The 23,042-nt window shown below is 46.2% G+C and carries 23 protein-coding genes; 14 read left to right on the top strand and 9 right to left on the bottom strand.

Annotation, left to right across the window (positions count from 1 at the left end; translation table 11 throughout):
• Nucleotides 1-697 precede the first annotated feature (697 nt).
• The 3 genes from Q8J68_RS13375 to Q8J68_RS13365 all read left to right on the top strand — a co-directional run bounded on the left by Q8J68_RS13375 (nucleotide 698) and on the right by Q8J68_RS13365 (nucleotide 4,046).
• Nucleotides 698-931, top strand: a complete 234-nt coding sequence (locus Q8J68_RS13375) for an Lrp/AsnC ligand binding domain-containing protein (RefSeq protein ID WP_305312011.1) — start codon at nucleotides 698-700, stop codon at nucleotides 929-931.
• Between the two features lie 136 nt (nucleotides 932-1,067).
• The gene (locus Q8J68_RS13370) at nucleotides 1,068-2,936 is read left to right on the top strand and encodes a DNA topoisomerase VI subunit B (RefSeq protein WP_305312010.1); all 1,869 of its coding nucleotides are present in this window, start codon (nucleotides 1,068-1,070) and stop codon (nucleotides 2,934-2,936) included.
• Nucleotides 2,937-4,046 (top strand): DNA topoisomerase IV subunit A, encoded by a 1,110-nt coding sequence (locus Q8J68_RS13365; protein ID WP_305312009.1) that lies wholly within the window; start codon nucleotides 2,937-2,939, stop codon nucleotides 4,044-4,046.
• 12 nt (nucleotides 4,047-4,058) lie between these two features.
• Here the strand turns inward: Q8J68_RS13365 and Q8J68_RS13360 are convergent, their stop codons facing one another.
• Nucleotides 4,059-4,787, bottom strand: a complete 729-nt coding sequence (locus Q8J68_RS13360) for a tetratricopeptide repeat protein (protein ID WP_305312008.1) — start codon at nucleotides 4,785-4,787, stop codon at nucleotides 4,059-4,061.
• 176 nt (nucleotides 4,788-4,963) lie between these two features.
• Here Q8J68_RS13360 and Q8J68_RS13355 point away from each other — a divergent pair, with 176 nt between their 5' ends.
• On the top strand, nucleotides 4,964-5,509 hold the full coding sequence (locus Q8J68_RS13355; RefSeq protein ID WP_305312007.1) for a DnaJ domain-containing protein: 546 nt from the start codon (nucleotides 4,964-4,966) through the stop codon (nucleotides 5,507-5,509).
• On the opposite strand, the gene cutA is transcribed toward Q8J68_RS13355, so the two are convergent.
• Complete coding sequence (gene cutA / locus Q8J68_RS13350) at nucleotides 5,510-5,815, bottom strand: divalent-cation tolerance protein CutA (RefSeq protein ID WP_305312006.1); 306 nt, start codon at nucleotides 5,813-5,815, stop codon at nucleotides 5,510-5,512.
• 111 nt (nucleotides 5,816-5,926) lie between these two features.
• Here cutA and Q8J68_RS13345 point away from each other — a divergent pair, with 111 nt between their 5' ends.
• Together Q8J68_RS13345 and Q8J68_RS13340 are read left to right on the top strand one after the other, a co-directional pair.
• On the top strand, nucleotides 5,927-6,451 hold the full coding sequence (locus Q8J68_RS13345; RefSeq protein ID WP_305312005.1) for a DUF6141 family protein: 525 nt from the start codon (nucleotides 5,927-5,929) through the stop codon (nucleotides 6,449-6,451).
• A gap of 319 nt (nucleotides 6,452-6,770) precedes the next feature.
• Nucleotides 6,771-7,184, top strand: coding sequence for a hypothetical protein (locus Q8J68_RS13340; protein ID WP_305312004.1), 414 nt, complete (start codon nucleotides 6,771-6,773; stop codon nucleotides 7,182-7,184).
• Nucleotides 7,185-7,189: 5 nt separating this feature from the next.
• Here Q8J68_RS13340 and Q8J68_RS13335 read toward each other — a convergent pair whose 3' ends face one another.
• Nucleotides 7,190-8,398 (bottom strand): hypothetical protein, encoded by a 1,209-nt coding sequence (locus tag Q8J68_RS13335; RefSeq protein WP_305312003.1) that lies wholly within the window; start codon nucleotides 8,396-8,398, stop codon nucleotides 7,190-7,192.
• A 173-nt stretch (nucleotides 8,399-8,571) separates the two neighbouring features.
• On the opposite strand from Q8J68_RS13335, the gene Q8J68_RS13330 reads away from it, so the two are divergent.
• On the top strand, nucleotides 8,572-8,946 hold the full coding sequence (locus Q8J68_RS13330) for a response regulator (protein WP_305312002.1): 375 nt from the start codon (nucleotides 8,572-8,574) through the stop codon (nucleotides 8,944-8,946).
• A gap of 51 nt (nucleotides 8,947-8,997) precedes the next feature.
• Here Q8J68_RS13330 and Q8J68_RS13325 read toward each other — a convergent pair whose 3' ends face one another.
• Both Q8J68_RS13325 and Q8J68_RS13320 read right to left on the bottom strand, forming a co-directional pair.
• Nucleotides 8,998-9,483 carry a hypothetical protein gene (locus Q8J68_RS13325; protein WP_305312001.1) on the bottom strand — a complete coding sequence of 162 codons (486 nt, stop codon included), beginning with the start codon at nucleotides 9,481-9,483 and terminating at the stop codon, nucleotides 8,998-9,000.
• 128 nt (nucleotides 9,484-9,611) lie between these two features.
• Nucleotides 9,612-10,271: an NAD(P)H-dependent oxidoreductase gene (locus Q8J68_RS13320; RefSeq protein WP_305312000.1), complete on the bottom strand. Its 660-nt coding sequence runs from the start codon at nucleotides 10,269-10,271 to the stop codon at nucleotides 9,612-9,614.
• A 177-nt stretch (nucleotides 10,272-10,448) separates the two neighbouring features.
• Here Q8J68_RS13320 and ala point away from each other — a divergent pair, with 177 nt between their 5' ends.
• From ala to Q8J68_RS13285, 7 genes are all read left to right on the top strand, one after another.
• Complete coding sequence (gene ala, locus Q8J68_RS13315; protein ID WP_305311999.1) at nucleotides 10,449-11,429, top strand: alanine dehydrogenase; 981 nt, start codon at nucleotides 10,449-10,451, stop codon at nucleotides 11,427-11,429.
• A 305-nt stretch (nucleotides 11,430-11,734) separates the two neighbouring features.
• Nucleotides 11,735-13,639 (top strand): DNA topoisomerase (ATP-hydrolyzing) subunit B, encoded by a 1,905-nt coding sequence (gene gyrB, locus Q8J68_RS13310; RefSeq protein ID WP_305311998.1) that lies wholly within the window; start codon nucleotides 11,735-11,737, stop codon nucleotides 13,637-13,639.
• A 10-nt stretch (nucleotides 13,640-13,649) separates the two neighbouring features.
• The gene (gyrA, locus tag Q8J68_RS13305) at nucleotides 13,650-16,166 is read left to right on the top strand and encodes a DNA gyrase subunit A (RefSeq protein ID WP_305311997.1); all 2,517 of its coding nucleotides are present in this window, start codon (nucleotides 13,650-13,652) and stop codon (nucleotides 16,164-16,166) included.
• Nucleotides 16,167-16,260: 94 nt separating this feature from the next.
• Complete coding sequence (pdxS, locus tag Q8J68_RS13300; protein WP_305311996.1) at nucleotides 16,261-17,157, top strand: pyridoxal 5'-phosphate synthase lyase subunit PdxS; 897 nt, start codon at nucleotides 16,261-16,263, stop codon at nucleotides 17,155-17,157.
• 36 nt (nucleotides 17,158-17,193) lie between these two features.
• Complete coding sequence (gene pdxT / locus Q8J68_RS13295) at nucleotides 17,194-17,787, top strand: pyridoxal 5'-phosphate synthase glutaminase subunit PdxT (protein WP_305311995.1); 594 nt, start codon at nucleotides 17,194-17,196, stop codon at nucleotides 17,785-17,787.
• A 122-nt stretch (nucleotides 17,788-17,909) separates the two neighbouring features.
• Complete coding sequence (locus Q8J68_RS13290) at nucleotides 17,910-18,317, top strand: pyridoxamine 5'-phosphate oxidase family protein (RefSeq protein WP_305311994.1); 408 nt, start codon at nucleotides 17,910-17,912, stop codon at nucleotides 18,315-18,317.
• Between the two features lie 571 nt (nucleotides 18,318-18,888).
• The gene (locus tag Q8J68_RS13285) at nucleotides 18,889-19,974 is read left to right on the top strand and encodes a hypothetical protein (RefSeq protein ID WP_305311993.1); all 1,086 of its coding nucleotides are present in this window, start codon (nucleotides 18,889-18,891) and stop codon (nucleotides 19,972-19,974) included.
• A gap of 73 nt (nucleotides 19,975-20,047) precedes the next feature.
• Here Q8J68_RS13285 and Q8J68_RS13280 read toward each other — a convergent pair whose 3' ends face one another.
• The 4 genes from Q8J68_RS13280 to Q8J68_RS13265 form a co-directional block, all read right to left on the bottom strand.
• Nucleotides 20,048-20,446, bottom strand: a complete 399-nt coding sequence (locus Q8J68_RS13280; protein ID WP_305311992.1) for a 30S ribosomal protein S6e — start codon at nucleotides 20,444-20,446, stop codon at nucleotides 20,048-20,050.
• Between the two features lie 71 nt (nucleotides 20,447-20,517).
• On the bottom strand, nucleotides 20,518-22,293 hold the full coding sequence (gene infB, locus Q8J68_RS13275) for a translation initiation factor IF-2 (RefSeq protein ID WP_305311991.1): 1,776 nt from the start codon (nucleotides 22,291-22,293) through the stop codon (nucleotides 20,518-20,520).
• Nucleotides 22,294-22,388: 95 nt separating this feature from the next.
• Entirely contained in the window at nucleotides 22,389-22,838 is a 450-nt protein-coding gene (ndk, locus tag Q8J68_RS13270) for a nucleoside-diphosphate kinase (protein ID WP_305311990.1), read from the bottom strand.
• A gap of 13 nt (nucleotides 22,839-22,851) precedes the next feature.
• The gene (locus Q8J68_RS13265) at nucleotides 22,852-23,040 is read right to left on the bottom strand and encodes a 50S ribosomal protein L24e (protein ID WP_305311989.1); all 189 of its coding nucleotides are present in this window, start codon (nucleotides 23,038-23,040) and stop codon (nucleotides 22,852-22,854) included.
• Nucleotides 23,041-23,042: the final 2 nt, after the last annotated feature.

Genomic DNA, 23,042 nt, shown 5'->3' with positions numbered 1-23,042 from the left:
AAATCGACAAATTGTAAAAACAAGCATGTAAGAAAGTAAAGAGACAAACAATCACTAGGAAAAAAGAGATACTTCGATTCTAATGAACACAAAAAAGATAGATATTCAGTTGATCAAAAACAAGACTGTCAAAGTTGGGTTTTAATTCTTACTTTTTTATTTTGCCTGCATGCTCATTGCATATAGTATTCAGTTTCTGTTGAGGCTTTGTATTTCTCAATAGTATGCACATATGTGTATATATCTTCATGTACCTTTTAAAAATTGTATATCTATACAACTAGTATTTATTGTCTGTATTGTACTGTATGCCTGCGCTATGGCTTTTCATCATCCCTGCCGAAAGTAAGCCATGCAGTCAGGATAGTCTCAGTTTTAAAACTGGCAGTCCAGAGTTGTCAGAGCACAAGAATCTAAAGTGGAGTATGAGCGGGTCGGGGAGTGGGGGTTATTGTCAAAAATAAGATAACCCGCTCATCTACTTCTTGTATATGTTATTTTATGTATTTATATTTAGTGGCATTCATCATAATGATGATTATAATCTCCTCTATTCCGCCATTAGTCTCAGTGTATAGAAGCTTTATGCTGCTCTCATGTTCTCCCGGTGAGCGCAAATTCAGCAGTTGGTCATATTGTTTCTAAAAACAAAGAAAACTTCTAAATATCATGTATCCCACTCCTATGTGGTGATCTAATGGTAATCGGAGTCACAATGGTAAATGTGCTGCCTGGGAAGGAGCGAATAGCCTATAACGAGCTTAGCAGGATTGAAGGTATTAAGGATATATACCATGTCTTTGGTGAATATGATTTTGTGGTCATAATTGAAGTTGAGGATCTTGGCCACCTTAATTACATAGTGGACCTTATACGTGAGGCTGGGGATGTCACTGCGACCCAGACCATCGTTGGTGCTGAGCTCAAGTGATCACTTGGGCTTTTAATTCTTTTATCTTAGTGTATGAAACTTTTTAAAAACATTTTGTATCATTTATATTTTCGACGTTATTTATTTATCATATTACTCTGATGTTCTTACCAACATCGAAAAGGAAGATACTTTTATGGCAACCCTCATTGCAGAAGAACTTGCGAAGAACCAGAAATCTATCAGTGTTGCAGAATTCTTTGAGAAGAACCGGCAGATACTTGGTTTCGATTCCGCGCCTCGCAGCCTGATAACAACTGTCAAGGAGGCAGTAGATAATTCTCTGGATGCCTGTGAAGAATCCCAGATACTGCCTGATATACTGCTGCACATCGAACGCTCCGGAAAGGATAATGTTGTTGTCATTGTAGAAGACAACGGGCCAGGTATAGTAAAGGAGCAGATACCCAAGGTATTTGCAAAGCTCCTCTATGGTTCAAGGTTCCATGCGCTCAAGCAGAGCAGAGGGCAGCAGGGTATAGGCATCTCTGCCTCTGTCCTTTATGCACAGCTCACATCCGGCCATCCTGCAAAGGTCATCTCCAAGATCGGGCCCGGTAAACCTGCCCACTACTGCGAACTGATGATCAACACCAGCACAAATGAGCCTGAGATCCTCAGGGACGAGGTAGTGGAATGGGATCGTCCCCACGGCACCCGCATCGAGCTGGAGATGGAGGCAGCTTATGTTAAAGGCAGGAGGCAGTCCATTTATGAGTATCTCAAGTCCACTGCGATTGTCAATCCCCACGCAAGGATCACTCTTTTTGAGCCTGATGGTAATGAAGTGCTTTTCGAGAGAGCTACTGATAAGATGCCTGTGCCCGCAAATGAGATCCTTCCTCATCCTCATGGTATCGAGCTCGGGAAGCTGATGAAGATGCTGCGCTATACTGAGCGACAGAAATTATCTCCTTTCTTACGCTATTCGTTCTCAAAGATAGGTCACTTGACCGCAGAAGAGATATGCAAGGCTTCGGGGCTGGACCCTGATCTAGATCCTCATGAGATGAGCCGTGACCAGTCAAAGAAACTTCTTGACGCATTCGCAAAGGTGAAGATAATGGCGCCTCCTACGGACTGCCTTTCTCCTATAGGGGAAGATCTCATCTATAAAGGACTTGAGAAGGAATTCAGTGTGGATTTCATCGCCACGACCACCCGTGCACCGGCCGTCTTTTCCGGCAATCCCTTTGTCGTTGAAGTAGGCATAGCATATGGCGGCGCTCTCCATAAGGACGACCGCATCGAGATAATGCGTTTTGCCAACAGGGTGCCGTTGTTGTACCAACAGGGCGGCTGTGTCGCCACGCATGCAATAGAATCCATCAAATGGAAACAGTACGGTCTGAACCAGCCAGGTGGAGCTCTCCCAAGCGGCCCGGTAGTCCTGCTTATCCACGTAGCATCCACCAACGTTCCCTTCACTTCCGAATCAAAGGATGCCATAGCCGATATTCCTGAGATCAAGGATGAGATCGAGCTCGCGGTAAAAGAAGTGTCAAGGAAACTCAGCAGGTATCTGAGCAAGCAGGATACCCTGAAAAAGCGTCGTGAAAAGGAGATCATAATCACCAAGGTGCTTCCTAAAATGGCACAGAAGCTTGCGCAGACCCTTAAAAGAGAAACTCCTGACATAGGTCCGGTCGTAGCAAAGGTGATGGGTAATCTTCTTGTTCACAGGGTAGTGGAAAGTGATGGCAACGGCGGTGTGAATGTTGCTATAAAGGTGAAGAACTTCTCAGCAAAGAAATATGATTTCAAGGTACATGACATGCTGCCTTTCAATATAGAAGGCCCCGTACCTCAACCTAAAGTGATTGCAATGGGTAATGATTACGATTATATATGGGATGTGAGCATCTCCGCCGGAGCTTCCAAGGTCATCCGGTATTCCGTGGCAACTCTCAGTGACAATGAAGTATCCAAGCTACCCGTATTGATAGTTGAAGGGCTTGACGAGGAACTTGTGACCGGCTCCAAAGCCATAAGAGGGGTGAACTGAATGGCTGAAGAAATATCCTTGCAGAGAAAAGAGCATGATGCTATAGCAAGTAACCGCCTTCTTGGGCTTGCCGAGGAACTGTACAATCAGTTCCTGAGCGAGACCATTCCCAATGTTAACCTCCCAACACGTACAAAAAAGAACATCGAGTACAGTGATGAGAGTGAGGTGTGGGTGTATGGGGACCGTGAGACCGAAAGAAGTGCCAAGACCGTAAAAGGGGCTTTCCAGCTTCTTAAGACCACGCATGTAGTGGATTTCCTTGTGAACAACCACCTGAACCAGAACCGCGGCTCAACATTAAGAGAATTATACTACATCTCAGAGAACTGGGATATTGCCAAGTTCCGCGAGCAGCCCGAAAGTGACAGGCTTATTGAGGACCTTGAGATAATATCCGGCCTGCAGAGGGAATACTTCCACATGCGCCCGGAAGAGGACGGTGCGACTATGTTCGGTCCGGTGCGCATACGCGAGGAAACAAAGCGTGGCAACAGGGTCATCCACTGTCAGGAAGACATCGGGGAAAGCGGCTACCAGATTCCGTTCAATGTCGAGAACATCGAGTTCCTTGATCATGATGCTGATTTCATAATTGCCATTGAGACTGGTGGTATGTATGCAAGGCTCATTGAGAATGGTTTTGACGAGAAGTACAATGCTGTGCTTGTCCACCTGAAGGGCCAGCCGGCCCGGTCCACAAGGCGTATCATCAAAAGGATGAACGATGAACTAAAGCTGCCTGTGGTAGTGTTCACTGATGGTGATCCCTGGTCGTACCGTATCTTCGCGTCCGTTGCCTATGGTGCTATCAAGAGTGCTCATCTGTCGGAGCACATGGCCACTCCGGGTGCGCAATTCATAGGCGTTCAGCCTTCGGATATCGTGGAATATGAGCTTTCAACTGACAAACTTACAGACAAGGACGTTGCTGCACTTCGAAGCGAGCTTACGGACCCGCGCTTTGAGACTGATTACTGGAAAGAACAGATAAACCTGCAGCTCGAGATCAACAAGAAAGCTGAGCAGCAGGCTTTTGCAGGCAAGGGTCTGGATTTCGTGACAGATACCTACTTGCCGAACAGGCTCACAGAGCTTGGGATCATCTGAGGGGTATTCTCCTCATAAGCTTTCTTTTGGCCTGAAGCGCCTGCAAATAGCAGTTGCTGAGACGGCCATTCCCCTTGATTCACTATGCCTGCAGACATTCTTGTGCTGGAACGTACAGACTGTACAACAGTACACGTGCCGGCTCAGTTTATCTTGTATCGCCTTCTCTTTTATGAGGTCCTCACCAAACCCTTTGTAGTATTTGATGTCGCTCTGGCTGCACTTCATTGCATGAGCCAGGAGAGTCATGACTCCGGGAGGCTGCCAGTCGCTATATATGACGTTGACAGGGATCTTCCCAGGTTCGATAAGTGCTCTTTTTACGGGGGTGTTCCTGATATCCTCCGTCATCATCAGGAGCTGCTCATGAAGCTTTTTTAGTTTCTCATTCTCCGGATCATATCTGAGCGCCTTCTTAACGAAATTCAGGGCTGCCTCGTTCTTTCCCAGGCATCTCAGTGCAAGGCTCTTATTGTATAACACAGCCGCAGAGCCTGGTTTTACTGCTTCAGCGTTTCCTGCGGAAGTATCTGCAGTGTTCAATAGCTTGTCGTAGCAGACGATGGCCTTTTCAAACTCTCCTTTTCTGTGGTGAAGCATCCCTTTCTGGTTCAATGCCACAGCATCGTATGGGTTAAGTTCCAGTGCCAGGGTGAAGTAATGCATTTTCCGGTCAGGGTCTGTTTCACGGATTCCCTGGGCAGTCCATCTTTTTGAGACTGACTTTTCTTCCTTGCTCATTGCTGGCTGTATAACTGAAATATTATTTCATCTTTTGCAAAGCTCAAATAAATATGTTTATATATTTTCAATCTTCTTTCCCGATGGGCTATTATCGAGAAATTGTTTATATATAAGGCCCATATCCTATATCTGGGTAGGGTGGATATTAGGGAATAACAGAGGTTATCGTTGATATGAGTGTGCCTGATTATTACTCTGTTCTTGGAATGCCTCCCGGAGCTTCACAGGACGAGCTCAAGAAGAGATATCGTACTCTGATAGCAAAATATCATCCTGACAGGAACTCCGATGCGGGCGCCGAAGAGCAGTCAAAGAAGATAAATGAAGCTTATAGCATTCTTGCGGACCCGGATAAGCGGGCCCGTTATGATCGCAGTCTTCAATATCCGGGATATGCAAGCGCCTTTGAAGGCAACAGCACTTATGGCAATTCCGGCGGTAACAGTACCCGCAGCAATTTCAGGTCGTACTCCCGTGGGAATTACACTTACAGGTCTTATACATATCGGACTCATGATGCACAGGGATCCGCAGAAAATGTGGATTTCTCCGGTATAATACTTAGCTCTCTCCTGAAAGTAGCAGCTATATTGCTGGTCCTCTGGCTGGTGCTGCACTTCTTTGTTCTATTCATGTCCCTGCTATTCCTGATGATGCTCTTGTATCTTGTATGGGTTGTACTGGGTCAGATACTGGGTTTCTTCTTCGGCAGGAGATGATCAGCGGGTGGAATCCTTTATCCATGCAAGGTATTCCACGTCTCCCTTCATTTCCCAATAAGTGATGGCAGGGAGGTCATAACTGTGCAATGCTCTGATAGTTCTCCTGATATCTTCGAATCTCTCGGAGGTGCTCTTTATGGAAAGTGCTACTTCCTCATCCTCCTCTATCTTTCCTTCCCATCTGTAAAGAGAAGTTACAGGGTACATATTGACACATGCAGCAAGCTTTTTTTCAACAAGAACGCTCGCCATTTTCCTTGCTTCTTCCATGTCCCTTACTGTTGTGTGAATCTCAATATACATGTTATCAATAATCCATATCTGGTTTCAGTTATAAAATCATCATTACAGCTTTTTAATGAAATTCATGGAAGAACGGAAGGACTATATATTGCAACCTCTATGGCAATTATCATGAGTTCAAGCAACCATATTCTTTTCAGGGAGGAACAGAAATTCAATCAGCTATGGCTTTGGGTGCTTGTTCTGGTACCTGCATCAGTATCCTGGTATGCTGTCATAGAGCAATTGGTTTTCAAAAGGACTTTTGGTACTAACCCGGCATCTGACAGCGGGTCAGTGTTTATATGGGTCATTTTTGGCATACTGTTTCCAATTTTCATGGCTTCCCTGCGTCTGGTGACCGAAGTTCGCAGCGATGGCTTATATGTGCGCTTCTATCCGCTGCACAGGTCATACCGCAATTTTACATTTGACAGCATACGGTCTTGCCATGTGCAAAAATACAGGCCTATAAGGGACTATGGTGGCTGGGGTATCCGCTATGGATTGAAAGGGACTGCTTACAATGTGAGTGGTGACCGGGGCGTGCTGCTGGAATTCAGAGATGGCAGTAAACTGATGATCGGCTCACAGCAGCCAGAAAGACTTGCAGCAGCGATGCCATGTGGTCCCAGCGTTATAGGGCGGCAATTGTGACATTTGGTCATGTGATATTTCATACATTTGCCAATATGTACAATATTTAATGTATTATAGGTTGTACATTGTCTTGTGTACGTGCTTAGCGCACTTGTGCCCTCTATTTACTTTGCTTGCTTAGTTTCCTCATTTCGCTTTCAAGAGACCGGTATGACATTTCGGATTGTTGGTTTCATACGCATCCTACGTGTATGATTAACAGGTGAATACATGTATGCTTCTTCTTACAGGTGTATAATGGTATGCAAATATATGCTCATGCTTTTTATTGATTAGACTTTTATATTTGGAAGCTCTATATTCTCTCGGTCAAGGCATGAATACTCTATATAGTTTAAGGGAATGGATCCATGAATGTGAAAGGTTCCTGTTCCTTGCCGAAGTGCATTACCACAAAGAGGATGTGGTCCCTTCACGTCACCAGTTCGTATGTGAGATGAACGCCGGGCTGCTTGAGGATATGCTTTCCCGGGCAGGGGATGCATATAAGGACAGTCCTTACTGCATAAGCTTTGATGCCTGCCTTTCTCCCGAAGAGTTCTGCCTGCTAAAAAGTACTCTTGATGATGTTTGCTGCGAGAACTGGGGACAAATGGGACTCGACAAAGTCCTTGAAGCTCAGAAGTTACTCCACAAACTGGGAAAAGCGGTGGACATGGGTATTATGCAAACTTATGAGTCAAGAGGTTACCCTTCTTTTTACAAGGTCTGCGGCGTCAGATATGTTTGAAAAAATTACTTGGCACATGTTTTCCTAAGTCTTGTTGATGATGTGCCGTCGTCCATATATGTGTCATGCGGCATGATCTCGCATATCTCCATAACATCTTTGTCTATGCCGAGTTCCCCGAGTTCCACATCCTGCCTGTGGAATATGAGGAAGCTTACATTATGCCTCTTGAAATGTTCGATGAGAGTGACTCTGTTCTCTCCTTCACGGTAATACTTTTCATTAAAAATGCGGTTCATGGTGTCAGAACCTATCAGGAACCGGGAGTCGGGGAACAACAGCACCTTGTCTGCAAAGAGCGGGGCATTTGTCAGGCAGATATTTCCGAAGAATCCTTCATTTTCATATGTCTTCAAGGAGTTGATCCTGTTTTCCAGGGAGATGAAGTCAGTTGGAGGTTTGTCCACGTTAGCAAGTGATATCTCAAAAGTCACCGGTGATCCGTATCGTTCATAAGCTATCTTTGCTATTGCTGCATGGTTTTTATGGCAGGGGTTAAATGAACCTGAAAAGATTATACCTGAGGCTGCAGGTACAGTCTTTTGACTGTGAGCAATTGTTATGCACTTTTTGCCGTAGCTGTCCTCTTTCAGAAGGATGCTTAAAAGCAGTTCTCCAATATCCTGGTTGACAGCGGCCTCCTTCTTCTCCATTACCTGCTGTTCGGTCATTGAAATTGCATCCAAACTGATAGGTCCTGCCCCGCAAAGCCGCGCTATAGTATGTATCAGAAAAGTGGAGGCCAGTTCTTCTTCCTCTTCCCGGCTTCTGTCCTGCAATAGGGTCAGGCTTGTTGTGCTTGTTCCTGAAATGGATTGTGAAGCAATATGGATCTCATGTTCTCTTGTCTCACGCTCACCCTCTTTGGCCAGTTTACAGGTGGCTCCGATTCCGATAAGGTAGTCGGGTCTGAATCCTTTTTCGGAATGTGCCATTTCCAGTGCCCTCTTAAAAGCAGCCATCGCCATCTCTCGTGCAGTTTCCTCTGAGCAGTATCTCTCAGGCTCTTTCCCGATAAAGTCCCGAAGAGCATTCTCATGATAGGGTACGATAGCTTCGATCATAGTAGCTGAACCATTACCATGTCTGAGCATTTCCCCGATAGCTCCGGTCCCACCTCCGGTAATGGAAAGCAATATCATGTAAGGGGATGCGTGTATCTGCTTTACGATGCACGATATGTCTTTTTCCACGATGTTGTTATTCTTTTCCACGGGGCACCTGCAATCTTTCTAATAATTCGATATGATGCCGTTATTCTAAATAAGCATATTATGTTGTAGAAAAAGCGAATAGATAAGTATATATTATTATATTATGTAACTTATTCATCACAATACTTTGTTTATGGATTATTCATTTACATGTTGAGAGATGATGAGTAAAAATGGCGCAAATACTGGTAGTTGAAGATGATCCCATAAATATGGAGTTAACAGTTGACTTGCTGGTAGCTTGCGGGTACAGTGTGACACAGGCTGAGGATGGATTCGTTGCACTCGAGAAGATCAAATATGAAAAATTCAGCCTCATCCTGCTTGATATGCAATTACCTAAAATGGATGGACTTGAGCTGCTCTCCCTTCTTAAAAAAGACGAGGGTACAAAAAATGTTCCGGTGATAGCTTTAACAGCCCACTCCATGCGTGGTGATCATGAGCGTTTCATAGAAGCCGGATGTACTGATTACATCTCCAAGCCGATTGACATTAAGAGCTTCTGGAGCAAGATCGAACACTATGTCAAAAAGCAGGCATTATGATGAAAAGATGTGATGCCAGGCTGGTGATTCAGATATATAAAAAAGGGCTGCTTATTCCGGCAGCACATTATCAGTTGTCAGTTCAAAAGTTTCCTCAACACCGTTCACATTTACAGTGTAGGTGCCTCTCTCAAGCCCGTACACATCCAGGGGGATGTTCTGCTCAAATGGTACAAGTGCCTCTGTACACATTGCCTCTCTTGGTCTTACTGTTTCCAGGTACACATTAAAAGTATTCCCTTCTCTTTGTACACTGGTGGCGTTCGAATTTACAACGGTGCAGCCATCAGGAAGGTATCCCCTTGCAGTTACATGCACCTGGACAGGGAATGATTCAAGTATCCTGACGTCAACCTCCTCGACTGCAGCAGTTCTGTACACGTATTCAGTATCATCACCTATGCCGTTGCCAGTGTCATTCACGTCCCCAGTGATGTTCCCATTTTCCGCACATCCCAGGGAGAGCGTAGTGACAGCAACTATCACTATCACTATCAAAACCATGATTCCCATCATGATGTTTCCATTATTCTTCATCTAACTCCCTCTTATCTTCTGTAATAATACTACTGACCCAGTGTATAAATCACTTGCTTAAACTGCGAATATAGTGGAAGTATTATGTGCCTTGGGATGCTGTTCTTATGGAAGTGCTCCCTGTCGGCTTAGTCCATGGCAGGAGGCAATACTGATATGAGCCTGTCCATGTATGAGCTTATTTCAGCAGTCACTCTTTCCCCTGACATCTTCCCCGCACCAAAAACTATGTGAGATGGCAATACCTCAAGACCTGTATATTCAAGTGTACAGTGGGTTATGTACCTGAGAATCTCATGTATGTCCCCGTGCATGCCTCCTTTTGAATACAGTGATTCTTCGGCACCTGCTGTCATGACAAGCATGGCTTTCTTTCCTTTGAGCAGGCCTGTTTCGTATGCACTCTGGGTTGCCGGGTTAAAAGCAAAACCTGCGGCGAATACTCTGTCTATCCATCCTTTCATCATTGCTGGCATATTTGTGAAATATATCGGGAAATGGAATACCAGCATGTCAGCCCACCTGACCTTTTCCATCTCGTCCATGATATCCCTGGAAAATGTACCATTCTTACTTGCACTCATCTGTTCCAGAAACGGATTGAAGACATCTGTCCTTTTAGGCTGCAGGAAATCATGCTTGTCCAGTACAGATTTGAATCCCATGGCGAACAGGTCCGAGAGCTTTACTTCATGACCCTGCTCATTAAGTGTCTTCAAGGCTGCTTCTTTCATGGCCGAGTTAAAGGATTTCGGTTCAGGATGTGCGAATACATACAGTATATTCATGTTAACCCCCATACCTATTATATATTTTTACTATTTATCTGTTCGGATGAGCAGCAACATCGTTGCTGTAAAGCTGCCTTTCCTGTTGTCTTTGCTGCCTTACCTGCAGACCATCAGGCACAATTATCTTATAAGTTAGCGCTCAAGCTCCTTCAATACGTCAAAAGGAGTATGTCCATGGATATATTGTGGCTTAACCAATCGGATGTTAAAAGCGTACTTGACATGCCTTCGGCAATGCTGGCTGCAGAGTCCGGATTCAGGGAGCATGGTCTCAGGAAGGTGCAGATGCCTCCAAAATCCTATCTTTATTTCGAAAGACACAATGGAGACCTGCGCACAATGCCATCTTTCATGGAGGATCAGGACATAGCCGGTGTCAAAATAGTTAACGTGCACCCTGATAACAGGGAAAAGGGCCTCCCCACTGTCATGGCAGTCGTTGTGCTCAATTCCACCGAAACCGGCGCACCTCTTGCTATCATGGATGGTACCTACCTGACCGATATGCGTACAGGTGCCGCCGGGGGTGTTGCTGCAAAATATCTCGCGCGCTCCGATTCGAATATAGTGGGCATGGTGGGTACCGGAGACCAGGCACGTACCCAGTTGCTTGCGCTCTCGCAGTCCATGGATATAGAGCAGGTCAGGATCACCTGCAGGAACCTCAGCAATTGTGCCTCTTTCGAGAAGGAGATGGCTCCGGTTGTGAATTGTGATTTTGTCCGCACTGGAAGCATAAAGGAAGTTTGCAAATGCGATATCCTTGTAACGACAACTCCTGTCAGGAGTCCCATTGTGAAGTCCGAATGGATCCGCGAAGGTACGCATATCAATGCCATTGGAGCCGATGCCACAGGAAAGCAGGAGATAGGGTCTTCTCTGCTTAAACGGGCCAAGGTAGTCGTTGATGATATAATACAAGCGTCCCACTCAGGAGAGGTCAATGTGCCCATCTCCTCTGGCGTTTTCTCGCAAGCTGATATTCATGCAGAGCTCGGTGAGGTCATTGCAGGCATCAAACCCGGAAGGGAAAACGACGAAGAGATAACTGTATTTGACTCTACAGGTCTTGCAGTACAGGACCTTGTGACAGCAAACATGGTCTATCACAAGGCACTGACCGCGGGAATAGGGAAGAAAATGAGGTTGTTCTAATGAACTTTTTTTGTTTTAGGTCTCTCTAGGAAACGTAATCCTTCTTTTCCCATTTTTGATAAATAATAATACAAGAAAACAAACTCTTTTTTCGCCTGTGCATCTCTATTTATGCAGAGTTTTATATAAACCTTTAATAAGCATGAACACCTATAAGGTAGCATAACATTTCTCTGGAAAAAAGACGAGCTAGCGAGTTGAAATAAATCTTTCTTTGAATGAGTTTGAGGGAATGAACGAATGCACATTTTGGACGTGAATAGCATATTTCATGTCAACTTATTTTTATGGGAGACGTATTAAATATGGCAGAAAAACAGGGTTATGACGCAAGCAACATCCAGGTCCTTGAGGGACTTGAAGCTGTGCGTAAGAGACCCAGTATGTATATAGGCAGTGTCGAAGGCAGGGGCCTTCATCACCTGGTATATGAAGTGGTGGACAACAGCATTGACGAGGCACTGGCCGGATTCTGTACCGAGATAGATGTAACTATAAATGAAGAGGGAACTGTTACTGTTCAGGATAATGGCAGGGGCATCCCTGTAGGGAACCTTCCCAAGTATAACAAATCCGCACTTGAAGTAGTAATGACCATTCTCCATGCTGGAGGGAAGTTCGACAAGAGCACCTACAAGGTTTCAGGTGGCCTTCATGGTGTGGGTGTTTCAGTTGTCAATGCACTTTCTGAATGGCTGGAGGCAGAGGTCAAGCGTGATGGCAAGCTATATTACCAGCGTTATGAACGTGGAAAGCCCCATGATGATATAATGGAAATTGGGGAAAGCGAAGGCACAGGCACAAAGATAACTTTCAAGCCCGACCCTCTCATCTTCGAGACAACGAAGTTCATCTATGACACACTTGTCACAAGACTCCGGGAGCTTGCTTTCCTCAATAAGGGGATAAAGATAAGCATATCCGATCTCAGGATCGAACAGCCCCAGCAGGAAGTATTCCAGTATGAGGGAGGTATTGTATCCTTTGTAAAGTATCTTAACCACAGCCGGAATGTCCTTCATGAATCCCCTATATATTTCGAGCGTGAGAAGGAGGGTACGGTAGTTGAGATTGCCATGCAGTACACAGACAGCTATGCTGAGTATGTGTATTCCTTTGCTAACAATATTAACACCCATGAAGGAGGTACCCACCTTGTCGGCTTCAAGGCGGCCCTTACAAGGGTAGCTAATGACTACATCAGGCAGAATAAGATGGCAAAGGGTGAGGACAAGCTTTCAGGCGAGGACATACGCGAAGGACTGACAGCTATCATCAGTGTCAAGATCACAGAACCCCAGTTCGAAGGGCAGACCAAGACCAAGCTCGGTAACAGTGATGTGAAAGGCATCGTTGAATCCATGGTCTCAGAAGGGCTTTCTGAGTACATGGAGGAGAATCCCAAGGTTGCCAATGCAATCCTGCAGAAAGCACTTGATGCACAGCGCGCAAGGGAAGCCGCAAAGAAGGCAAGGGAGCTTACCAGGAGAAAGAATGCCCTGGACATAAGCACGCTTCCTGGCAAACTGGCCGACTGCTCGGAAAAAGATCCCTCGCTTTGTGAGATCTACCTCGTGGAGGGAGACTCTGCAGGCGGATCAGCGAAACAGGGACGCAACCGCCGTTTCCAGGCTATACTGCCATTCAGGGGTAAGATCCTCAACGTCGAGAAGGCACGTCTTGCGAAAGTGCTCAAGAACAATGAAGTGCTTTCCCTGATAACTGCAATGGGAACGGGCATAGGCGATGATTATAACCTTGATAAGGCTCGCTACCATAAGGTCATCATCATGACCGATGCCGATGTCGACGGCGCTCACATCCGCACTCTCATACTTACCCTGTTCTTCAGGCACATGAAGCCGCTGATAGATGCAGGTTATATCTACATAGCCCAGCCGCCTCTCTATCGTGTGGCCAAGGGGAAGGCTGAATATTATGTGTATTCAGACAGGGAACTGCAAGCCAAACTGCAGGAGTTAGGCGACAAGAATGTTGGCATACAGCGTTACAAGGGTCTTGGAGAGATGAATCCCGAGCAGCTATGGGAAACCACAATGAACCCGGAAACAAGGACATTATTGAGGGTGACGATGGACGACGCTATAGCAGCGGATGAGATGTTCTCTATTCTTATGGGGGACGAGGTAGAGCCTCGCAGGAACTTTATCACGACACACGCAAGGGATGTCGTCAACCTGGATGTGTGAGGTGAGGTAGATGGCAGATAATACAGATAACGATAATAACCAGAATAACAAGACTTCCACTCCAGTTCCCGTGGATGAGATGCCTCTTGACACCCAGCCGACAGATACCGGCGAGAAGATCGTCCCCATTCTCATTGAAGATGAGATGAGGAATTCCTACATGGACTATGCGATGAGTGTCATCGTGGGGCGTGCACTTCCCGATTCAAGGGATGGTCTCAAGCCTGTGCACCGCAGGATACTCTATGCAATGAAGGAAGCCGGCATCACTTCCGATAAACCTTATAAGAAGTCCGCCCGTGTAGTGGGAGACGTACTCGGTAAGTACCACCCTCACGGAGATGTTGCTGTTTATGATTCCCTTGTAAGGATGGTACAGGAGTTCTCCCTCCGTTACCCCCTGATCGACGGACAGGGCAACTTCGGTTCCATTGATGGTGATTCCGCAGCAGCCATGCGTTACACTGAGACACGCATGGACAAGATCGCGGATGAGATGCTCATAGATATTGATAAGGACACAGTTTCCACCCGTCCCAACTATGATGGTTCACTTCAGGAACCCACTGTACTCCCGGCAAAGCTGCCAAACCTGCTTGTCAACGGTTCCACAGGTATCGCAGTGGGTATGGCTACTAATATGGCTCCCCATAACCTTACCGAGGTCATTGACGCTACACTCATGCAGATAGATAACCCAGATGTAAGTGTCAGTGAACTGATGAAGGTCATCAAGGGTCCGGATTTCCCGACGGGTGCCGTCATCCTCGGGTCTCAGGGAATAAGGGATTCCTATGAGACCGGACGTGGTAAGGTACATCTTCGGGCTGTGGCTGAGATAGAGGAGATCAGGAAGGATAAGAACGCTATAATCGTGACAGAACTTCCGTATCAGGTAAACAAGGCCAAGCTTATTGAAAATATCGCCGAGCTTGTCAGGGATAAGAGACTAATAGGCATTTCAGATCTGCGTGATGAGTCTGACCGTGATGGTATCCGTGTTGTTATCGAACTTACACGGACTACCAATCCAAATGTGGTCTTAAACCAGCTCTACAAGCATACCCAGATGCAGACCACTTTCGGTATCATTAACCTGGCTCTGGTGGACAATGTCCCCAAGGAATTGAGTCTTAAGGACATGCTGCGCATTTACCTCGAACACCGTATAGAGGTTATCCAGAAGAGGACGCTTTTCCAGCTTAGGAAGGCAGAGGAGAGGGCCCACATATTGAGGGGGCTGAAGATAGCTCTTGACCATCTGGATGCGGTCATAACCCTTATCAGGTCTTCAAAGGATGTGGAGACTGCACGTGAAGGCCTCATCAGTAACTTTGGCCTGGATGAGATACAGGCAAAGGCTATCCTTGACATGCGCCTGCAGAAACTGACAGGACTTGAAAGGCAGAAGATAGAGGATGAGTATAATGAGATACTCAAGCTCATAGCCGAACTGGACGAGATAATCAAGAGCGATGAGATGAAGTATGAAATAATCCGCTCTGAGCTTGCCGATCTGAAGGAGCGCTTCGGTGACGAAAGGAGAACCAAGATCAAGGGCTCTGTCATGGAGCTGGAAGACGAGGACCTGATACCTGATGAGGAAGTAGTTATCACTATCACCAACAGTGGTTACATCAAGCGCCTACTGGTGGACACCTATTCCCAGCAGCATAGGGGTGGCAAGGGTATTATGGGCATGGAGACAAAAGATGAGGACTTCGTGACCGATATATTCGTAGCCTCAACTCATAATTACTTCCTCTTCTTTACCAGCAAGGGAAGGGTCTACTGGCAGAAGGTCTACGAAATACCTGAAGGCAGCAGGCAGTCCCGAGGCAAGGCCATAGTGAATCTGCTGGAACTAAGCGAAGGAGAGTCTGTCACTGCAATGATACCAGTGAGCGAATTTTCAGAGGACAGCTACCTGTTCATGGCTACCCGCATGGGAACCGTTAAAAAGAGTTCCCTCTCCGATTTCAGCAACCCGCGCAAGGCAGGCATTATCGCGCTGAACCTTGATGAGGGTGATGAATTGGTTAATGTGGCATTGACTGATGGCTCAAAAGAAATGGTGCTGGTATCAAGGCACGGCAAAGCTATCAGGTTCTCTGAAGCAGATGTGCGCCCGATGGGCAGAAGTGCAAGGGGTGTCCGCGGGATGAGGCTGGAGCCTGGGGATCTGGTGGTCAGCCTGGATGTTGTGGATGAGAGCGCATCCCTTCTGACAGTGACTGAGAATGGCTTTGGTAAGCGTACAGAGTTTGGTGAGTATCGTACATTGCACAGGGGTGGCCAGGGTGTCATCACTATAGTGACCAGCCTGAGGAATGGTCCTGTCATGAACGTTAAAGCTGTAAAGGATACTGATGAGATAATGCTCACAAGTTCCGAAGGTATTATTATCCGGATACCTGTAAAGGATATACGTATCCAGGGCAGGAACACCCAGGGTGTCAAGATCATGGATGTGCGCCAGAAGGATAAAGTAGTCGGTGTTGCGAGGATAAGGGCAGACGGTGAGTAATGTAAATGCTTTTAAGTATTGACCATGTTTAATGGTCTATACGCGCATAGCTATTAAAATAAAATTACAAGGATTATGTTATAAGGATGATGTTATGGAACTCGAGAAATTAAGACACGGTACGGAACTTATCAAACGCGGCTTTGCAAAGATGCAGAAAGGCGGCGTAATCATGGATGTTACCACTCCTGAGCAGGCACGCATTGCAGAGGAGGCAGGAGCAGTTGCTGTAATGGCTCTGCAGGCAGTGCCCGCAGACATAAGGAAGGCAGGCGGTGTCGCAAGGATGGCAGACCCGCAGATAATCGCCGATATCATTGATACCGTGACCATTCCGGTGATGGCAAAAGCACGTATCGGGCACTTTGTAGAGGCTGAGATACTGCAGGCCCTTGGTGTTGATATGGTCGATGAGTCTGAGGTGCTCACCCCGGCTGATCATAAATATCACATCGATAAGACCAATTTTACTGTTCCTTTCGTTTGTGGTGCCAGGAACCTTGGTGAGGCTCTCCGCCGTATGAATGAAGGCGCAGCCATGATACGCACAAAAGGTGAGGCCGGGACCGGCGATGTCAGTGAAGCTGTCAAGCACATGAAGCAGATCCAGGGTGAGATACGCGCACTTAAGGGTATGACCAGAGAAGAGATGACACGGATTGCCCGTGAGATCGAAGCTCCAGTTGAGCTTGTGGTCGAGACTGCACAGATGCAGCGTCTGCCGGTAGTTAACTTTGCAGCGGGTGGAGTTGCAACACCTGCCGACGCAGCCCTCATGATGCGCCTGGGTGCTGACGGTGTTTTTGTGGGCTCCGGTATATTCAAGGCAGAGATACCTGAGAAGATGGCAGTGGCAATTGTCGAGGCAGTGAACAATTACGACAATCCTGAAGTGCTTGCCAAGATATCAAAGGGCATCGGTGCTGGCATGAAGGGCATCAGTGTTGACACTATTCCTCAGGACCAGGTCCTTCAGACACGTGGATGGTAATATCCATCCTCTATCTTTTTTAATAACGGAGCCATTATGCTCATAGGTGTAATTGCTATACAGGGTGATGTTTCCGAACATGTGGACGCGCTTGTCAGGGCGCTGGAGGAGCGCGGCCAGTCTGCCGATATCGTGACCATCAAGCACAAGGGCATTGTACTCGATTGTGACGCACTCATTCTTCCAGGAGGGGAGAGTACAACCCTGGGCCGTCTGCTTATACGGGAGGGCATTGCGGATGAGATAAGGCAAATGCATCTCTTAGGGAAACCCATTCTGGGAACATGCGCCGGCCTGATCCTGCTCGCAAAGGAAGGTGATGAGCAGGTGAGAAAGACCCATCAGCATCTTCTGGGAATAATGGATACGAAGGTGAACAGGAACGCTTTTGGAAGACAGCGTGAGTCTTTTGAGACCGGGCTTGAGCTTACTTTCCTTAATTCCCCATACAATGCCGTTTTCATCAGGGCGCCCGGCATTGTTGGATGCGGGGAGGATGTAACTATCCTGGCAAAGATGGATGGCATGGTGGTGGCTGCAGAACAGGGAAACATCCTGGCACTGGCTTTCCATCCGGAACTTACGTTTGATACAAGGGTGCATCAGTATTTCCTTGACAAGTTATTCTGATATTGCTTCCAATGTTTTTCCTTTTCTCTTTTTCCCTATATTCATCACTGATGAAAAAGTTTAAACTTAATTGATGTGTAGATTACCTGAGTCTTATATTTTGATATGCAGAGGTGACATCAATGGTAAAATTAACAGATGAGATTAAAGCAGAATTCGCAAAGATGAAGATATTCCCTTTCGCAACAGCCTCCAAAGACGGCGTACCAAATGTAATCCCTATAGGGATGTGCATGCTTCAGGAAGATGCTGAGACAATATGGATCGTTGACAACTACTTCCTCAAGACTATGGAGAACCTCAGGGCAAACCCAAAAGGTGCTATTTATGTATGGGGGCCTGAGATTAACGGATGCTTCCAGATAAAAGGCGATATAAAGACCATAGACCGTGGTGAGGAATATGATGAGATGCGCAAGATAGTAAAAGCAAAGAGTGACCGCTTCCCTGCAAGATATCTTCTAAAAATGAAGATAACAGATGTATTTGAATGTAAAAGTGGACCTGAAGCCGGAAAGAAGCTGATATGATCAACTTTTCTATTCATGGTTTTGCTTTTTATTGTTTCAGAAGGGCGGAATGTGTTAGGTTCTTGCGAACCTAACATCATTTCCAAGTAGCAATGTTTGGAGTGTTATGTCCGACAAAACATAACGATAGTTGCTACGTACTTCAAGTATAAGTACTTGTTTATATCCTGATTCTGTTAGGTAAAGGAACATTTTCAGTTTGTTTTCTTGGTTTATTTTTCCTGCTCCCGGAACAGGTAATCATTGTATTATATTGTAAGTTATATATTTATATAGGCAAATCTAATTTCATTTAATAATTACACATAGTGATTGAATGAGGCTGTCTAGAATAACTAATAGATTCACGTTTTCTCTTTCCTATGCTCTTTTCAACAGGGCCGGTGGAACAAGTGGAGCCATTTTTCAGATATACTCTCTTGTATGGGTAATGTGGCTGGCTTTCTTTTTAGTGGGAATGTTACATCCTTTGTCTTTTGGCATTGGCCTGCAAGCCCTTGCTTATTCCCTGATGCCCCTTAGCATTTCATCCTTAATGTTGGAAGTTATGCCATTATCAGTGCCAGTTTTTATGCTGGCTTTACTCGTGTTTGTCATACTTCCTTACACGCCAATCTATCTTTTCTGGGTATATGAGAAGACTTGGGGAATAAGCAAGAGAAGGTTCCTTGGGATGCAGGTATGTGATGCGGTGGCCGTGGAGTATGACCATCCTGCAAGTACGGAAGCAGGGTTTCCGTGTGCATTGACTTTAAGTGTTAACAACCCTACTGACACCGATATCAATAACGTATGGCTTAGATGGGTGTTCCATGGCTCTTTCAAGTGCGCTGGCTCCCAACTTCCTCTTGGCACCATTGCAGGAGGGTCTTCAGGATACGTATCAATGCCTTTTATCCCTCTGCATACAGGAAAGAGCTCCATGGGCACAGCGGACCTGTATTTTGAGATACGTGGGCAGAAATACACAAAGACCAACCTTCCGATTGGTTTGTGTAATGTTATCTGCTCCTGCCTGTATGTGAATACCAGTATTGCGGATACCTTGCAATTCGGGGAAGAGGCTCCCCTGGGGATATATATCATGAACAGGCTTTCCTTTTCTCTGGATGATATACAGGTAAAGTGTTCTTTCAGGGACGACATAGACCCGGATGTGACATCATTTAGTATTGGTAATATGCAGGCAGGGTCCGGGCAGGCACTGGCTATTAACATAACTCCTAAGACTATCGGCGAGATAAGTGTAGGTCATTTAAGTGTCGAGTACAGGATGAATGGTAATGTCTGCAATGCGGGACCACTTGGATTCGATGTTCGCCGGATATTTGCTCCGGAGCTGAATGTCAGGATGAATACGCCGGAAACCCTTTACAAGGGCATCCCTGCATCTCTCGGTTTCATTGTAGAGAACCGCTCGGATGAACCACTGATCAATATAACTCTCTCTAGCTGCTTCTCTTCACAGATCGAGTGTGATGTCCCGACAGTTCTTATTGAGAGGTTACTACCCTCAGCTTCGCGTTATGTTTCCATTGCTATCAGGCCTATGACACGTGGAAAGGCAGACCTTGGAAACCTGAATGTATCTTTTGAGGTAAATGGTATTCTCTGCAGGAAAGAGCCGCTTGTGCTTGGCGCCCATAAGATCAATTAAAATAGAAAGTAGACAAGTAAAAGGAAGCAAACGAGTAAAAAAGTGATAAAAATTAGTATGAAGAGTGAGTTGCTCACTCTTCTGCTGCTGCTTCTCCGCCACCAACGATGACTTCGATGGCCTTGTCACCATATTCAACGACAACTGTGTTGACCTGTATTATGTCCGGTGCAATTTCCCTTCCGCGCATCATTTTTCTACGGCGGACACCGCTTGCGACAGGAGAGTAACCTACACCCTGTGCAACAAGTACTTTCTGTCTCCTTGGACCGGGGATCTCAGGTCTCATGACCATGCCGCTCTTGTCGCTTCCGCCTGTAATCTTCAATGCATAGCCTGGGAGTCCGACGATTGCGCCGTCAACGGTCTGGCCTATGGATTTTCCGACAAGCTTGTTAGCTTCCGGTCCTGTCACATTGAACTGATATGATTTTGTCTTCGGGTCTGATACTACTATTTTGAAATCTGCCATATTTATTCCTCCAATTTTTTGTTCGTTCCTACGTTCCTGTGATATCTATGATCATGCGTTACCCTGAATACTTATTTTGCCCAGAAGGGATTACCCCTTCTTTTGAATTCAAGGAACGCCTCAAGTGTCTCTAATTCATCTGCCGTCAATGAGTCGTTAATTTCATTTTCCATCTTCTTAGCATGCCGTTCCGGGACGTTGATAAAGAGGGTATCTCCTTCCTTGATCTGCCTTCCGACAGTCGGGCCTTCTATTGCCATGGCAACTTCCATGCCGACCTTTGCCTCCGAAATATTTTCACCGCTGGATTGAAGGCCTTTAACCTTACCGACGATGGTACCATCAAGTGCCATTATATCGAGTTTTGTCCTGACGACTCCCCCGATTATTTTCACACCTACGACAGCAGGTTTACTCTGCCGGAATGTACAGTTTGGCAATATCTGGAACCTTCCTGGTTTTATGATAGTGTCAGCCATCTCCTTCTCAGCCAGTTCTTTCTGCTCCTGCACCCAGTCCTTGTAGTCATCTATCAAACGATATATGACATCATTCTGGAAAAGCCTGACATGTGTATCCTGCACTTTGTCTCTTGCATCTGGAAGCACCTTTATGTTGAATCCGATGATCACTCCATAGGAATGGTCCTCGATGGCTGAAACTTCCACAACATCACGCTGGGATACATCTCCCACGGTCGCTTTTCTGATGGGTATATTCTCTTTCCTCAGCTCGTTGACAATGGCCTCAAGAGAACCTATAGTATCCGCTTTTATTGTAATTCCCATTGAGTCAGTGTCTATCTGGACATCTTCTATCTCACTCTGTACCTCTTGGGTGATGTCATCGATAGTCTCAGGCGTTGCGACCCTGACGGGAGACCCGGCAAGTGCACCTTCAAGCCCGGGTGCAGATATCTTCACGCCTATGGCTGCTGTAGCGAATGGGACCTGCTCGAATCTCTCTTCGGATTTTATCTCGGTAAGCGGGCGAGGTTTCAATAGTGCACGGATCTTGGTCTGGATAGGTTTTCCAAGGCTTCCGACAACTATAGTATCTCCCTTTTTAAGGGTCCCGTCATAAAGAATGACGTCTATCGTTGTCCCAAGCCCCTTCTCTTCCTTTACTTCAAGGACGGTGCCAATTCCGGGGATGTTTGCGTCATAATGGAGATTTGCCTCGAGGAATCTCTGGGCAAGTCCCAGAAGCACCATCAAAACGTCAGGAATGCCCTCTCCTGTCATAGCGCTGATTGGGATTATCCCAATGTTCCGCTGGAAATCGTTGATCCTGTCATGCCTTTCGGAGTTGAATCCCAGTTTATACAGCTCCCCTACGATCTCATAGAACTTCCTGTCCAGGTCGGTCCTTACCCTTTCGATCTGCTTGTTATATGATTGCACGAAAGTGGAGTTCTTCTGCGGGTTCCAGCCGTGTATCCTGTCGATCTTGTTCGCAACGACCACAAAAGGTGTCTTGAACCTTTTAAGGATCTGGAGGCTTTCTATAGTCTGTGGCTTGAAACCTTCGTTTATATCCACGATAACTATGGCAAGATCCGCAAGAGCTCCACCGCGACTCCTGAGTGAAGTAAAAGCATGGTGCCCCGGTGTGTCAATGAACAAAAGGCCGGGCACAATGAACTTATCCCGGAGCGATGGATTGCCACACTTATTTACTATAATATCAATGGGAACTTCGGTCGCACCTATGTGCTGGGTAATGGCGCCTGCCTCCCCGTCAGCAACAGTACTGCCTCTGATCTTGTCAAGCAATGTAGTCTTTCCATGATCTACATGTCCCATTACAGAGACAATTGGTGTGCGTAAGTTTCCCTTGACTGCCATGTGCATCCCTTCAAATATGATTGACTGCCGGTACTAATCTATTAAGATGTTCCGGGCATTATCTAAAAAGAAGGTGCCCGGAATTGTCTTAAAGTTTACTCGTAAAGGCAAACCTCATCTATCTTTGAATAACTGACAATCTCTGTATCCTTAAAGTGGATCGAGATCTCACGTTTGGCCGATTCCGGCGAATCGGATGCATGGACAACATTCCTTCCGGTCTCGATGGCAAAGTCTCCCCGTATGGTGCCCGGAAGTGCATTTACAGGGTTGGTTGCCCCATTGACCGCACGCATGATGGCGATTGAATTCTTTCCTTCAACCACCATTGAGACTGAAGGTCCTGATGTGACATACTCTATGAGGGATGCAAAGAATGGTTTCTCTGCATGTTCCTTATAGTGCTCTTTTGCACTCTCGGAACTCATCACATTCAGGCGCATGGCTGTAACCTTCAGGCCGCGCTTCTCGATCCTTGAGATTATCTCTCCGATGAGCCCGCGCTGTACGCCATCGGGCTTGATCATAATATATGTCTGTTCCATGCCTGACACCGGGTTAAGCCTTCTTCAAATGTATTCTGCCCTGCTCGGTCCATTCAGTGCGCCTTGGAAGTCTTCCAAGATCAAAGTTGCTCTCGCATTTTGAAGAACAGAACAAATAAGTTGATCCATCCCTCTTCACAAAGAGCTTGCCTGTTCCCGGTTCAAGGAGTTTGCCGCAAAAAGAACATTTTCTTTGTTCCACTA

This window comes from Methanolobus sp., assembly GCF_030682845.1.
In the GTDB taxonomy this organism is placed as follows: Archaea; Halobacteriota; Methanosarcinia; order Methanosarcinales; family Methanosarcinaceae; genus Methanolobus.
This window is presented reverse-complemented; position numbering and strand designations above follow the sequence as displayed.

Coding starts and splice junctions, on each gene's coding strand:
- Q8J68_RS13375 (WP_305312011.1), top strand. CDS start 698: ATGGTAATCGGAGTCACAATGGTAAATGTGCTGCCTGGGAAGGAGCGA.
- Q8J68_RS13370 (WP_305312010.1), top strand. CDS start 1,068: ATGGCAACCCTCATTGCAGAAGAACTTGCGAAGAACCAGAAATCTATC.
- Q8J68_RS13365 (WP_305312009.1), top strand. CDS start 2,937: ATGGCTGAAGAAATATCCTTGCAGAGAAAAGAGCATGATGCTATAGCA.
- Q8J68_RS13360 (WP_305312008.1), bottom strand. CDS start 4,787: ATGAGCAAGGAAGAAAAGTCAGTCTCAAAAAGATGGACTGCCCAGGGA.
- Q8J68_RS13355 (WP_305312007.1), top strand. CDS start 4,964: ATGAGTGTGCCTGATTATTACTCTGTTCTTGGAATGCCTCCCGGAGCT.
- cutA (WP_305312006.1), bottom strand. CDS start 5,815: ATGTATATTGAGATTCACACAACAGTAAGGGACATGGAAGAAGCAAGG.
- Q8J68_RS13345 (WP_305312005.1), top strand. CDS start 5,927: ATGAGTTCAAGCAACCATATTCTTTTCAGGGAGGAACAGAAATTCAAT.
- Q8J68_RS13340 (WP_305312004.1), top strand. CDS start 6,771: ATGAATACTCTATATAGTTTAAGGGAATGGATCCATGAATGTGAAAGG.
- Q8J68_RS13330 (WP_305312002.1), top strand. CDS start 8,572: ATGGCGCAAATACTGGTAGTTGAAGATGATCCCATAAATATGGAGTTA.
- Q8J68_RS13325 (WP_305312001.1), bottom strand. CDS start 9,483: ATGAAGAATAATGGAAACATCATGATGGGAATCATGGTTTTGATAGTG.
- Q8J68_RS13320 (WP_305312000.1), bottom strand. CDS start 10,271: ATGAATATACTGTATGTATTCGCACATCCTGAACCGAAATCCTTTAAC.
- ala (WP_305311999.1), top strand. CDS start 10,449: ATGGATATATTGTGGCTTAACCAATCGGATGTTAAAAGCGTACTTGAC.
- gyrB (WP_305311998.1), top strand. CDS start 11,735: ATGGCAGAAAAACAGGGTTATGACGCAAGCAACATCCAGGTCCTTGAG.
- gyrA (WP_305311997.1), top strand. CDS start 13,650: ATGGCAGATAATACAGATAACGATAATAACCAGAATAACAAGACTTCC.
- pdxS (WP_305311996.1), top strand. CDS start 16,261: ATGGAACTCGAGAAATTAAGACACGGTACGGAACTTATCAAACGCGGC.
- pdxT (WP_305311995.1), top strand. CDS start 17,194: ATGCTCATAGGTGTAATTGCTATACAGGGTGATGTTTCCGAACATGTG.
- Q8J68_RS13290 (WP_305311994.1), top strand. CDS start 17,910: ATGGTAAAATTAACAGATGAGATTAAAGCAGAATTCGCAAAGATGAAG.
- Q8J68_RS13285 (WP_305311993.1), top strand. CDS start 18,889: ATGCTGGCTTTACTCGTGTTTGTCATACTTCCTTACACGCCAATCTAT.
- Q8J68_RS13280 (WP_305311992.1), bottom strand. CDS start 20,446: ATGGCAGATTTCAAAATAGTAGTATCAGACCCGAAGACAAAATCATAT.
- infB (WP_305311991.1), bottom strand. CDS start 22,293: ATGGCAGTCAAGGGAAACTTACGCACACCAATTGTCTCTGTAATGGGA.
- ndk (WP_305311990.1), bottom strand. CDS start 22,838: ATGGAACAGACATATATTATGATCAAGCCCGATGGCGTACAGCGCGGG.